Origin of the sequence: Acidisoma sp. (assembly GCF_035492295.1) — a bacterium.
Lineage (GTDB): Bacteria > Pseudomonadota > Alphaproteobacteria > Acetobacterales > Acetobacteraceae > Acidisoma.
Genome location: NZ_DATJJK010000009.1, coordinates 32,640 through 45,886, shown reverse-complemented (window position 1 = coordinate 45,886; position 13,247 = coordinate 32,640). Strand labels below are relative to the sequence as shown.

The 13,247-nt window shown below is 61.3% G+C and carries 11 protein-coding genes; 4 read left to right on the top strand and 7 right to left on the bottom strand.

Going from position 1 to position 13,247, the window contains the following annotated elements; all coding sequences use genetic code 11:
- From VL752_RS00800 to VL752_RS00790, 3 genes are all read left to right on the top strand, one after another.
- A partial coding sequence (locus tag VL752_RS00800; RefSeq protein ID WP_325351825.1) for an ethanolamine ammonia-lyase light chain EutC occupies positions 1-256 on the top strand: 256 nt, incomplete at its 5' end.
- A 175-nt stretch (positions 257-431) separates the two neighbouring features.
- On the top strand, positions 432-1,418 hold the full coding sequence (locus VL752_RS00795) for a GDP-mannose 4,6-dehydratase (RefSeq protein WP_325351824.1): 987 nt from the start codon (positions 432-434) through the stop codon (positions 1,416-1,418).
- Entirely contained in the window at positions 1,415-2,380 is a 966-nt protein-coding gene (locus VL752_RS00790; protein ID WP_325351823.1) for a GDP-mannose 4,6-dehydratase, read from the top strand. Before VL752_RS00795 ends, VL752_RS00790 begins: the two co-directional genes overlap by 4 nt.
- 47 nt (positions 2,381-2,427) lie before the next feature.
- On the opposite strand, the gene VL752_RS00785 is transcribed toward VL752_RS00790, so the two are convergent.
- Complete coding sequence (locus tag VL752_RS00785; RefSeq protein WP_325351822.1) at positions 2,428-4,005, bottom strand: hypothetical protein; 1,578 nt, start codon at positions 4,003-4,005, stop codon at positions 2,428-2,430.
- Positions 4,006-4,210: 205 nt separating this feature from the next.
- On the opposite strand from VL752_RS00785, the gene VL752_RS00780 reads away from it, so the two are divergent.
- Positions 4,211-5,131, top strand: a complete 921-nt coding sequence (locus tag VL752_RS00780; protein WP_325351821.1) for a glycosyltransferase family 2 protein — start codon at positions 4,211-4,213, stop codon at positions 5,129-5,131.
- Positions 5,132-5,171: 40 nt separating this feature from the next.
- On the opposite strand, the gene VL752_RS00775 is transcribed toward VL752_RS00780, so the two are convergent.
- The 6 genes from VL752_RS00775 to VL752_RS00750 form a co-directional block, all read right to left on the bottom strand.
- The gene (locus VL752_RS00775; RefSeq protein WP_325351820.1) at positions 5,172-8,498 is read right to left on the bottom strand and encodes a class I SAM-dependent methyltransferase; all 3,327 of its coding nucleotides are present in this window, start codon (positions 8,496-8,498) and stop codon (positions 5,172-5,174) included.
- Between the two features lie 145 nt (positions 8,499-8,643).
- Positions 8,644-9,237 carry a hypothetical protein gene (locus VL752_RS00770; RefSeq protein WP_325351819.1) on the bottom strand — a complete coding sequence of 198 codons (594 nt, stop codon included), beginning with the start codon at positions 9,235-9,237 and terminating at the stop codon, positions 8,644-8,646.
- A 99-nt stretch (positions 9,238-9,336) separates the two neighbouring features.
- Positions 9,337-10,326: an ABC transporter ATP-binding protein gene (locus VL752_RS00765; RefSeq protein WP_325351818.1), complete on the bottom strand. Its 990-nt coding sequence runs from the start codon at positions 10,324-10,326 to the stop codon at positions 9,337-9,339.
- On the bottom strand, positions 10,323-11,291 hold the full coding sequence (locus VL752_RS00760; protein ID WP_325351817.1) for an ABC transporter ATP-binding protein: 969 nt from the start codon (positions 11,289-11,291) through the stop codon (positions 10,323-10,325). Before VL752_RS00760 ends, VL752_RS00765 begins: the two co-directional genes overlap by 4 nt.
- Positions 11,288-12,223, bottom strand: a complete 936-nt coding sequence (locus VL752_RS00755; protein ID WP_325351816.1) for an ABC transporter permease — start codon at positions 12,221-12,223, stop codon at positions 11,288-11,290. The genes VL752_RS00760 and VL752_RS00755 overlap by 4 nt, the downstream gene beginning before the upstream one ends.
- On the bottom strand, positions 12,220-13,203 hold the full coding sequence (locus VL752_RS00750; RefSeq protein ID WP_325351815.1) for an ABC transporter permease: 984 nt from the start codon (positions 13,201-13,203) through the stop codon (positions 12,220-12,222). The genes VL752_RS00755 and VL752_RS00750 overlap by 4 nt, the downstream gene beginning before the upstream one ends.
- Between the last annotated feature and the right edge of the window lie 44 nt (positions 13,204-13,247).

Below are 13,247 nucleotides of genomic sequence, written 5' to 3'. Positions count from 1 at the left end.
GCGCCCGGGGCTGACGTCTCCCGACAGTCTCGGCGCCTATCTCACGCTCGGCCCGCGGCTCGGCTGCACGGATGCGGACCGCAACTGCATCTCCAATATCCGGCCCGAAGGCATGGATCTGACGGAGGCGGCGCGCCGCATCCTCTGGCTCACGGACCAGGCGATGACGCGGGGCCTCAGCGGCGTCTTGCTCAAGGATGACAGTGATCGGTTGCTGGCAGGAGAAACCAGCAGGGCGGCGCTTGCTGGAGGATAGGATTGTGGTTGGTGAAATTCCCCAGTATGTGCGGCAGCAGTTGGGCGAAAGTGACGGCCCTGGAGTAACGAATCTCTGCCGCATGCGGTAACTGTGCATGAAAGCGTGCGATCCTGCTGCGCGTGTGGTCCACCACACGCAGCAGGATCAGAAATCAACCTAGGATGCTCCGACCATGAAACATGCACTCGTGACAGGTGTCACCGGCCAGGACGGGGCCTATCTGTCTCAACTGCTTCTGGAAAAGGGATACGAAGTCTACGGTCTTCTGCGGCGCTCCGCATCCGCTGATGTTGTCGATAGCCGGCTGCGCTGGCTCGGTATCGCGGGGCAAGTCCGCGTGATTGATGGAGACATTCTCGATCTCGCGTCGGTTTTGCGCATCATGCGTGATGTCAAGCCGGACGAGGTCTATAATCTCGGTGCCCAGAGCTTTGTCAAAACATCCTGGAATCAACCGCTTTTGACAGGACAGGTGACAGCCCTTGGCGTTGGCGTGATGCTGGAGGCCGTCAGACTGGAAAATCCGGAATGCAGGTTTTACCAGGCAAGCTCGTCCGAGATGTATGGGTTGATCCAGGAGCCGGTGCAGAGCGAGAAAACGCCATTCTATCCACGCTCTCCTTATGCGGTGGCCAAGCTATACGGCCATTGGATGACGGTGAACTATCGGGAGAGCTTCGGGATGCACGCGAGCTCAGGCATCCTATTCAATCACGAAAGTCCCCTGCGTGGGATCGAGTTCGTCACCCGAAAGGTGACCGATGGGGCCGCGCGCATCAAGCTCGGGCTCGCCACCGAACTGCGCATGGGCAACTTGGATGCTAAGCGTGACTGGGGCCACGCGCGCGATTACGTCAAGGCGATGCATCTGATGCTGCAACAGGAGACGGCGGATGATTATGTCGTCGCTACTGGCCGCACAACCTCGATACGGGACATGTGTTCGATCGCTTTCCGGCATGTTGGGCTGAATTACGAGGATTACATCAAGATCGACCCCACTTATCTTCGGCCTGCCGAAGTTGACGTTCTCCACGGCAATCCGGCCAAGGCGATGACCAAGCTTGGCTGGAAAGCCGAAACGACCCTTGAGGAGATGATATCGGAAATGGTCGAAGCCGATCTCGCCAGACATCGCGCCGGTCTTGCCTCCGCATGAGAACTCACAGTCGCCTGCTGGTCACGGGCGCTGACGGATTTGTTGGACGGCATCTGGTGCCGTTGCTGCGGAAGACCTTCCCAACGGCAACCCTGATTGCGGCAACGCGACAAGCGGATCCCGCACCTCGCGATCTCGCGGTGGATGCGTTTCTGCCGTTTGATTTGCTGCAACCAGATCAATGCAAGGCGATGATTGCAACAGCTCGGCCAGACGGGTTGGTCCATCTGGCCGCGCAAGCATCGGTTGCTTCCTCATTCAACGATCCTCTCGCCAGTTGGCGGGCAAATCTCGTCGGCACCCTTGCTTTGGCCGAGGCGGTGCTGTCGGAGGCACCGCAGTGTCGTTTTGTCCTGGCGTCGTCGGCGGAGGTCTATGGGCTGAGCTTCCGCGCCGCTGAACCGTTGGACGAAGGGGCGTTGCTGCGCCCGGCCAATCCCTATGCCGCCTCGAAGGCCGCGTGCGATATTGCGGTGGGCGAAATGGCGCTGCGCGGGCTTGATGCGATCCGGCTGCGTGCCTTCAACCACACGGGTGCAGGGCAGTCCGAGAATTTCGTCATTGCTGCCTTCGCCCGCCAGCTTGCCCGGATCGAGGCCGGCGTTCAGGACCCCGTCATGCATGTCGGCGCTCTCACGCGCTGGCGCGACTTCCTGGATGTCTCCGATGTTTGCGCAGCCTATGCTGCGGCGCTGGGCAGGGAGCTTCAGCCGGGTGCGGTTTACAACATCGCCTCAGAGACGCCTCGCTCGATCGGTGATATATTGGACACGATGATTGCGCAAAGCGTCGTGAAGCCACGTGTCGAAGTGGAAGCGGGCCGGCTCCGCCCCACCGATGTGGAGCGTGTCGTGGGCAGCTCGGCCTTGGCGCGTCGGGAACTGCACTGGGCGCCGCAGATCCCGTGGAATCAGACGGTTGCGGCCGTTTTGGAGGATTGGCGGGTTCGGATCAGGGCCTGATCAGGCTTCGGGTTACGGCGGGCAGTCCCTTGGATTTTATCGCTAGTCTATGGCTTCGCTCGGTTGCGGGCCAGAGCGCAGAGGCGCAATGAATTCGCATCCAAGTTAGAGATGACCGTTAGGCATGGCGACACACGATGCAGGCCGTAATACTTCAGCGTGGCATCGTCCGTCGTCGCCGCTGCGGGGTAGTATTCCAGGCCCCATAGCGGCCCTTTGGCAGTCCGAATGGCGGCCTCTGCTTGGTGATTGAGTTCTGTCTTCTGCCCGGGCGCGAGCAGGTTGCTGTTTGCACCCACGAAGCGGACATCCGGCGGTTCGAAGGCAGCAACATACGCCATCGGACTGCTGTCAAGCAAAATGACGAGAGAACCTGCCGGCAAGCGTGGAACCTGGACGTTGACCGCCTTGGGTCCTTGTGAAGCCCTGCCCCAATCGGGATACTTGGTCAGGCTGAGGCAAAGACCTGCCAATAGTGCTGTACCAATCCAGGGAATCCATCTCTTCGATCCCTGGGGTTGGAAGGCACGCCAGGCGACCAGAATGGTCGTTCCAGTGAGCATTTCCAGTGGCGCGAGATAGCGGAAGATCGAGAATGCCTTCTCCCAGGCGACATAGGAGACCAGGAAGAAGGCAAGCACCATCGCGACGGCAGCACGGTCCCGACCACGCGCGATGATCGTTGCAAAGGTGGCGCTTCCGAGGAGGACGACGGACGCCGCGAAGCGCGGGTCTCGCATCGGTATTTCGGTCACCTTTGGCGTGCTGCTCATCAACCAATAGAATGGGTAGAAGAGCGCTTGTAAGACGCTGTGCGGCTGGAACCGATTGTCGGTGATACTCTGAGAGAAGTAGTCCGGCGAGTGAAAAATCTGATTAAAGAAAGGGAATAACGGGCTTTGGAACTTAGTGTAGAGCATTATCCACCACGGCGCCGCGATCAGAGTGACGCTCAGAACGCCCATGGCTCCAAAGAGCAGAAATCCGCACCATTTGGCTCGCGCTGGGGCAACAGGAGTAACGAGGACGGCCGCCGCTCCTCCCAGACAAAAGGGAATGTTTGTGAGCTTAAGCCCGGTCGAAATGCCGAGCAGGAGCGCCGCAAGCGCGAGACGAAGGGCAGGACGCTGCGCCTCATGGGCGGTGAGAATGGCCAGCAGCCCCGCCAGGACGAGACTGCCGGGGATGCTTTCAGACATCGACGTCGAGAGGGTCGGCAGGCCAGCCGCACCCGTGGCACCAATCAAAGTGATAATAACCGCCAGGGGAACACGCCCTGCCATGCCTTGCGGGAGAAAACGGCAGGAGATGAGAAATGCGAGAAACGCTTCCAAAGCAGTCGGCAGGCTCATCACTGCGTTGAGCAGAGCCGGGTGCGCATTGAGGAAGTGCAGGGCTACGTAGCCGATCAGGTCGAGTTGAGGCGCTAGGTAAGTCTGAATTTGAGCGGGTGCGATATCATAGCTTAATTTGCCGTGAAGCAGCGCAAAGGGAGCATAAAGATGATAATTTCGGAGGTCCCAGTTCGCGTCAGGACCGAGCTGAGCGGCGTAGACAGCAAAGCCAATTGCTAAGATGAGGAAGACGCTCACGCTGGCTCGGCGGGAAACTGCTTTTTGCATCATGTCCGGGGTGTCTCGATCACTCATTGGCACGAGGCTAGAGGCTGAACCCACGACCTGCGCGTTCTTGCGAAGGACCAACGCTTAGCGTAAGGATTTGGTGGCATCAACCCGCGTCATTCAGCATGCGACCTAGCCAGATAATCCTGGAAATGTCTCTCCCAAGGCATTAGGCGCGGCATGTTTCATCGAGTAGTTCGAGATCACCATGGTAACTCATACCGCCGTCCTGATTCCATGTTACAATGAAGAGACAACAATCGGGAAAGTCATCAGTGACTTCCGCGCAGCGCTGCCGGATGCTGTTATTTATGTCTATGACAACAATTCGAGCGACCGCACGGTTGAGACCGCGCGTGCAGCGGGTGCTATCGTGCGGATGGAGACCCTGCAGGGCAAGGGCCACGTAGTGCGCCGCATGTTCGCCGATGTCGAGGCTGAAGTCTATGTCCTCGTCGATGGCGACGACACTTACGACGCTGCCGCCGCGCCGGCGATGGTTCTTCAGCTGATTGAGCAGCAACATGACATGGTCACGGGCACGCGCGTGACCGAAGTGAAGGAAGCTTATCGCTTCGGACACAGGTTCGGAAACAAGATGCTGACCGGAATGGTAAGGTCAGTCTTCGGAAATCGAATCACGGATATGCTTTCAGGTTACCGTGTGTTCAGCCGCCGCTTTGTCAAATCATTCCCTGCGCTTTCCGCTGGATTCGAAACCGAGACAGAGTTCACTGTCCATGCGCTCGAACTCAACATGCCAGTGAGCGAGATTGAAACCCGCTACAAAGATCGCCCGCCGGAGTCAAAGTCAAAGCTACGAACAGTGTCAGATGGCTTTCGTATCCTGGGTATGATCATTTTACTCGTAAAGGAAGAGAAGCCGCTGGCCTTCTTCAGCGTAGCGGCGGCTGTCATTGCTTTGCTTGGCACCGGCCTGTCGATTCCAGTGGTAATCGACTATGTACGCACTGGTTTGGTGCCGCGCCTGCCAACGGCTGTGCTGTCCGCGAGCTTGCTCGAGGCTGCGTTCCTCTCCCTCGTTTGTGGCCTCATTCTGGACACGGTTTCGCGGGGCAGGAAGGAAGCAAAGCGGCTCGCCTATTTATTCACGGGGGCCCCCCGCTGAGGCAGAAGATGGAAGAGCGCATCCCCTGCAGCATCTTCTGCTAAGCCAGGATTTTCCTCACACATGCCTCAAAAACCTCTGGCCCATATTCGACACGAGCACGTGTCTGTGAGGCTGTCTGCATCGCGGACCAGGTGACCTCGTCGTTATACAAGGCGATGCAGGCACGGGCGAAATCCGCAGCCGTGTCGGCGGCCCCGATCTCGATCTCCGGCTGCCAGAGGAGTTGTCTTGCCATCAGATGGGTGCCAACAACCGGCAGGCCGGCCGCAGCAGCCTCGATCACCTTCAGTGGCACACCTGCGGAGAAGTGTACGGGGGCAACGAAGACGCGCGACGCGTCGTAAAGCGGTCCAAGGTCCGAGACCGGACCCTGCAGACGCACTCCGGGTGCGTCCAGGGCGTCATGTTCCGGATGCAGCCGGCCCAAGACTGTAAGTGTGGCATTTGGCACGGATTTTCGGATCGTCGGCCAAACCTCGCGGATGAACCAGGCAATTCCCAGCCAATTGGGAGAATCGCGCTCCATCAGACGCCCGATGAAGAGGAAGCCGGCGCGGTCCCGCCAGGGGGGCGGGCTGCCGGCGCTTTCAATTGCGTGAGTTAGCACATGCACGGGCACGCCTCGGCTGCGAAAGGCCTCCGCCTCCGCCTCATTCACGCAGACGATGGCATCAACATCATTGGCAAGGGCCAGTTCTTCAGCAATCATCGCGCCAGCTTGAGCATCGGAAACAGGCACACCGTAAAATTTTGCCTTGGCAATCTCCCGGGTCGCAGCGAGAGCCTCGGAATCATAGATGATTCGGGCACCATCGAATAGATCCGGATGGTTGGCCAGAAACCCTCGGATCAACATCATGTTGTCAGGCCGGCTGATCATGATGACATCATAATAGCCCCGTCGTTCCTGCATATATTCGATGAAACGAGGCGCCGAATATTGATTGACGATCTCGACTTCCATCGCGATTTCAGCCCGGACGGTCTTCCATTCGATCTCTGATGTATAAAGTGGAAAGAGTGTGACCGACCAGCCAGCGCGCACAGCCGCCCCAAGCAGTTCGCGGGCGCGGGGATAGCCTGCGCCTCCCGCGCCCAGCGGCACTTCGTTGTCGATGACAAGCAGGCGCGGTCTTGGATAGGATGCGGCTGTCCGCGCGCTCAGGATATGGTCCTCATGAGGAGGCAGGTGCTTGCGCTGAAGAACCGCCTCATGCCGAGACTTGAACAGCGCCTGATTACGGACCATGGCGGCGGTACTCTCGCCGCTTTTGGCCTCGCTGCCAAATTCGAAGTGATCGACCACGGCCGCCGGCTCGTAGATGATCCGATAACCAGCTTCCTGCATACGCATGCAGAAATCGGTCTCTTCGTAATAGGCCGGGGCGAATGCCTCCTCCAGCCCGCCAAGCTTCGTCCATAATGCGCGTGGCGTGAGCAGGAAGGCGCCCGAGCAGTAGTCTACCTCGCGTCGGAACATGCCTTCGAAAGCCTCGGCCTCCGCCCCCCGCGCATAGCCGAGACAGCTGCCGTCTGACCAAATGATACTTCCTGCCTCCTGCAGCCGGCCAGAAGGCAGCAAAAGCCGCGCGCCAACCGCACCTATGTCGGGCGCGGATTCCAGTGTGTTCAAAGCGACAGCCAAAGTATCCGGGCGGACAAATGCATCGCTGTTGAGAAGGAGAATGGCGCGGCCGGTAGCAAGTTCCGCACCCCGATTGGAGCCTAGCAGGAAGCCCAAATTGTCTTTGGAGCGGATAACGCGGATACCGTCTGTGCGGTCGAGCAGCGCGCCGGTCTCATCGCTCGAGCCATTGTCGAAAATGATAATCTCGAGGCTCGGACCCTCTGCGGCTTGCAAGGCACGCAGACAGCGCAGCGTGAGGTGGGCCGAATTCCAGACTACGATGACGGCTGAGATATCCGGCTGCTCCACAACAGGGAACGACAGACGCTCGTCGGAGGCGAGGAAGGCCGCCAGATCGGCACGGGCTGCGGCGGTGAACTGCTCCTTGGCATCCGGAGGGGACGCCGCCTCGCGCCCGGCCTGTATGATTTCCCTGCGCTGGCGGAGCCGCTTCGCAAGCTGCAACGTAACGCTCCACCACAGAAGCTTGGCACTTCGTAGGAGGAAACGGCGGAGCCCGGGCTGCGCGGCCAGCCGCCGGCGCCAGGGGTCGGTACGCTTCCAGAACGCGGAGGTGAGGATGGTGTCAAGTTCCCGGCGAAGCTGGTCACGCTCACTGCGCAGGGCAGGAACGAGAACGGCTTGCCCCTCGAGATGGGCAATGCGCCCGTCAGTCACCCGCCGTTCGCCCTGCAGAGCGACGAGATGGCTGGCGATCTCGTCGCTGACGGCCTGTGCCTGCTGCAGGCGCCCGGCCAATTCCTGTTCCCGCGCTACAAGCATCTGCTCCTGATCGGCGAGTGCTTGCCGAAGCTCGGCTTCCTGCTGGCGAGCCGTTTCCTCGACTGTCCTCGTTGCTTGCTCGAGATCGGCGAGCGCGGTGCTCTTGAGGGCAAGGTCGTCTTCCAGATGGCGGACATACTGCGCGACTTCGTCGGCAGCTTGAGTGGCCAGATGGAGGTCCGCCTGCTTTTTGCCGCAGTCGAACTGAAGTGATGTGGCACGCCCCAACCGCGCATAGGCCTGCTGGATCGCCGCTCGCTCCGTCTCTGTCGCGTAAACCAGCGGGCGCAGTCCTTCCGGCACTTCTGGCCCGACCGCGAGCACACCAAGTCCATGACCATGCAAGAATTCAAAGGACGGATATCGGCTTTTGAGCCTGTCCCAAAGGCGCCAAACTCCGAACTCCCGCTCTCTCACATTTGTGTCATGAAACAACACGACGCCACGATCAGACAGCTTGGGCTGCCAGCTCTCGAAATCCTCGACAACATCCTCATAGCCGTGGCGCCCGTCGATATGCAGCAGATCAAGGCTGTTATCAGGGAAGTAGGGCAGGGCGTCGGAGAAGAAGCTCTTCATCAGGGTCGAGATGCCGCTGTAATGCGCCTCGTTGATCGCGGATACGCTTTGGAAGACCTCGCTGCCGTAAAAGCCAGCATGATCGTCTCCCTCCCAGCTATCCACGGCATAACAGGCGGTCGCGAGACCGAGGCGCTGCACAGTCTGGCAGACGCAGAAATAGGAAAATCCGTTATGGGTGCCGAGTTCGACGAAGTTCCGAGGCCGGATTTGGTCAATCAGCCAAAAGGCAAAGGGTCCGTGTTCATGCCACGCTGATTCGACGATATGCGCTGGCGACCAGAAAGAAGCTTGGCTCAGGCAGAGACTGTCGGCGGCGGCACCATCGCCCCGTGCCATTTCATGGCGATCGGAAAAACTGTCGTTCACGCTCATTCAGGCCCCAGCAGTTGTTGCTTGCCGTCTGGGAGGCTCTTCCGCATGGGCGGTGCGGTTGCCTCCGCCAATCGGCAAGCATCACAATGACCCTTCCCCGATTGGCGGGGTTGGGTCAAGCGTGACGCCTGCGGAGCGCGGTTGGTTAGTTGCCGGTATCAGGCTTCAGCTTGATCGAGACGCTTTGCAGGTATTCAAGACGCACGCGGTCGCCGGCCTTCAGCTTGCCGGCGAAATGCTGAAAAGCAGGGTCTCGGACCGCCATCGTCCGCTTCTCGCCGGCGGCATTGGTGAAGGTCACTGTATGAGCACGGCGGTCGATCGCGTCGATCTGGACTTCGACCGACACCGCGACGAAGCCGGCTCCGGCCGGCATTTGGCCTCGCGCGGCAAGGCGCGCCCCCGTCATGCCGGTGGGCTGTGCCAGGGGCTTGTCCGTGGGAGCCAGCGCCACCGCGATCGCCTTGCGGTAGGTAAGGTAAAGCCGGTCCCCGGACTTGATCTGGTCGAAATTCTGCATGTTTGGGCCGGCGATCAGGGTGAGCAGGCCGCCATTCGGTCCGCTCAGCAGGATCTGGCGCGTGGTCGGATCGACCGATTCGACGACGGCCACGGCCTTCGTGGTCTCGGCGACGATGGTGGGCATCGGCGCGGCGGCGTGTGCGGGCATGGCCGCGACGGCGGAAAGCCCGATGACCAGGGCGCCGACGGCGGCGAGGAGGGATTGGCGGAAAAGCATGATATCACTCGCTTCTGCTGTGTCTGAGGAATACTGCAGAAACGCAATGTTTTCCAAAAGCCCTCTTGCCGCAAGCCAAAGGTGAGCGGCCGGGCAGCGTCAGCCGGCCGGAGCTGTCACATGGCAGGCGGCGGCATGGCCCGCGGCCAGTTCGGCGAGCGGTGGCGTGACCTCCGCGCAGCGGGCGATGGCGAGCGGACAACGCTGCCGGAAACGGCAGCCTTCGCCGGGGTCGACGACGCGCGGCGGCTCTCCAGTATCGGCGGCCGAAAGGGTGATCGGTGCACGCGGATCGGGCACGGCCGAGAGCAGCAAGCGGGTATAGGGATGCGCCGGTTCCCGCAGCACGGCCTCGGTTGGTCCGGTCTCAACCGCTCGGCCGGCATACATGACGAGGATGCGATGGGCGACATAGCGCGCGCTCGCGATGTCATGAGTGATGTAGAGGAAGGAGATGCCCTCCTCGGCGCAAAGCTGCGCCATCAGGTTCAGCACACCGATGCGAATCGACACGTCGAGCATGGAGACCGGCTCGTCCGCGAGTACAAGGCTGGGCTTGTAGGAGAGTGCCTGGGCGAATCCGATGCGCTGGCGTTGCCCGCCGCTCATCTCATGTGGGTATTTCGCCAGCACCTGCCGGGCCGGAGAGAGCCCGACCGCCTCCAGCACGCGGACCGCTTCCGCCTCCCGCTCGGCAGCCGTCAAACCGGGCTGATGGAGAATGAGGCCGCGTTCCAGCACATAGCCGATGGTATGAACCGGGTTGAGCGAGGCGAAGGGGTCCTGCAGCACCATCGGTACCGCGCCGCGATAGGCGAGCAGATCGCGGCGCGCGCGGATGCTGCTGACGGGTCGGCCGCGGAACCGGATCTGCCCCGCGGTGGGTTCGTAGACTTTGGCCAGGAGCCGGGCGATCGTGCTTTTGCCACTGCCGCTTTCGCCGACCACAGCGAGGATTTCGCGCGGGCGGATGGCAAGATCGAGGTCGTCCACCGCATGCAGCTTGCGCTGGCTGAAAAGCCCGCCGATGCGAAAATGCCGGGTGAGACCGGCGGTTTCCAGAAGGGGTGCGTCCTGCGTCATGCTCATGCCGCCCTCCGGTCGAAGAGCAGGCAGCGCGATCGGGTCTCGCCGCTCGGGTAAAGGTCCGGCTCGATCTCGGCGCAGCGCGGCATGACCGCCGAGCAGCGCGGGCGGAAGCGGCAACCGCTCGGCATGGCGGTCAGGTCAGGCGGTGCGCCGGGAATGCCGCTGAGCGCGACCTTCGGCCCGTGGATGGAAGGAAAACTGTCCAATAGCCCGCGCGTATAGGGGTGCTGGGGGGCAGCGAAGAGCGGGCGCGTCGGGCCCATCTCCACGATCTTGCCGGCATACATCACGGCAAGCCGATCCGAGAAATGACCCACGAGCGACATGTCATGCGTCACGAAGATGATGGCAAAACCAAGTTTCCGCTGCAGTTCCTTGATCTGCACCATGAGCGAGCGCTGGGCGACGACGTCAAGCGCCGAGGTTGGCTCGTCCATGACGATGAGATCGGGGGAAAGGAGCAGCGCCATGGCGATCATCACACGTTGGCGCATGCCGCCCGAAAGCTGGTGCGGAAAGCTTCTGAGATGAACGGCGTCGATGCTGACCAGCGCCATGACTTCGCGGGAGCGGGCGCGAATGGCCGCACGGTCCTTCTGGCCGTGGGCACGCATCGCGTCCTCGAACTGGGCGGCCACGGTCTTGACCGGATTGAGCGCGTTCATGGCACTTTGCATGACGACCGAATAATCCCGCCAGCGGAGCGCGCGGAGCGCGGAACCGCTCAACTCCACCATGTTCCGCCCCTTGAAGATAACCGATCCACTTACGAGCTGGGCCGGCGGGCTGAGCAGCTGGGCGATGGCGAACAGCATGGTGGATTTGCCGCAGCCTGATTCGCCGACGATGCCGAGGAATTCGCCGCGCGCGAGGCTGAAGCTCACATGGTCGACCGCTCGCGCCGGTTCGGTCGATGTCGTGTATTCGACAACGAGATCGGAGACCTCGAGGATGGTCTCGCTCATGGTGCCTTTCCCTGCGCCGTAAGGCGTGCCTTCCGACGGCGGACAGGCTTCAGCACGGGATTGCTGATCTCGTCGAAGGCGTAGTTGAGGAGTGCAAAGGCGCCGCCAAGCCCGGCGATGCCGAGGCCGGGGACGACCGCCCAAAGAGGAATGCCGGATTGCAGCGCTTCGTTGTTCTGCGCCCAGTAGAGCATGGTACCCCAGCTGTTAGTATTGACGTTGCCGAGGCCGACGAACTGCAATCCGGCTGCCGTCAGGATCGCATAGACCGAGGCGCCAAGGAAATTCGCCACGAGAAGGGAGACCATATTGGGCAGAATCTCATGGGTGATGATGCGCCAGTTGCGCTCGCCACGCAGTTTCGCGGCGGTGAGGAATTCGCGATGGCGCAGCGACAGCACCTGGGCGCGCAACTGGCGCGCGCCGTAGGACCAGCCGGTGAGCACCAGCACCGCGATGATCATGAGGTTGCCACCGCCTTTTGAATAGGCGGCCAGCACGATGACGAGCGGAAAAGCGGGGATGACCAGGAAAACATCCGTGAGCATGGAGAGAAGTCCGTCCGCCATTCCGCCGAGATAGCCGGCGGTGACGCCGATCAGCGCTGAGAGCAGGGTCGAGAACAGGCCCGCGACCACGGCGATGATGAGGGATTGCCTAGCCCCCCAGACGAATTGCGCAAAAATGTCCTGGCCGTAGGAGGTGGTGCCGAGCCAGTTCTGCGCGGAAGGTCCCTGGCCCGGCATGAAGACTTCGGCATTGGGGTCGCCCGGCGCGATGAGCCCTGGGATCGCCGCCATGACGACGCAGATCGCGAGCAGGATCGCACCGACCATCGCCTTCCGGTTGCCGAGGATCGCCCGGCCGAGGCTGCGCAGCGCGCGCAGGCCGGCAGGGCTGCGGCGCGGCCGGTCGCTGGTCACGGCGCTCATGTCCGCCCCCGCGTGCGCGGGTCGAGCAGAACCGTTACCCCGTCCACCACGAGAATGGCGAGCAGGACAGCGAGGGTGAGGAAGAGAAAAAGCGCCTGCATGAGCGGGAAATCCTCATTCAGCACCGCCTGCAGCATCATGTAGCCGACGCCGGGATAGGAGAAGACGTATTCGACCAGAATGGCGCCGCTGACGACGAGACCCAGCGACATGCCGAATCCCGAGAGATTCGGCAGAATCGCGTTGCGGCCGGCATAGTCGAACATGATGCGGGCTGAGGAGACGCCCTTGGCGCGGGCCATGCGCACGTAATCCTCGTTCAGTGTCATGATCATGTTGTTACGCATGGTCAGGATCCAGCCGCCGATCGAGGTGACGACGATGGTGGCCGCGGGCAGGACGGCATGGCGGATCACGTCCCAGGCGAAACCCCAGCTCAGTGAGGCGACCGTGCCGTTGGTATAGCCGAAGCCGGTCGGCAGCCAGCCGAGCGAAATTGAAAAGATCAGGATGCTCAGCAGGCCGATCCAAAAATAGGGGAAGGCGGAAAGAATGATGAACAGTGGCGGCAGGATGCTGTCGAACAGGCCGCCGCGCCGCCAGCCGCCCACCATGCCGATCAGCGTGCCGAGAATGAAGGCGATGATGGTTGTGACGCCCACAAGGCCCAGCGTCCAGGGCAGCGCCGAGAAAACGACATGAGAGACCGTTTGCGGAAAGAAGGTCAGGGAGCGTCCGAACTGGCCGGTGAAGCTGTTGCCGAGATAGGAGAAATACTGCGCGATCAGGCTTTCGCCGGAATTAACCCCGAAGGCGACTTCCATTGCATGCAGCGAGTCGCCGTTGAGACGGCCATGGAAGCGCGCCATCATGGCCATGGCGGGATTGCCGGGCATGAGTCGTGGCAGGAAGAAATTCACCGTCATCGCCGCCCAGAGGGTGACGAGGAAGAAGCCCAATCGTCGCAGGATATAGCGCATTTACGCGTGTCTCATTTGGCCTGGGCGGATTGATGCCGGGTCAA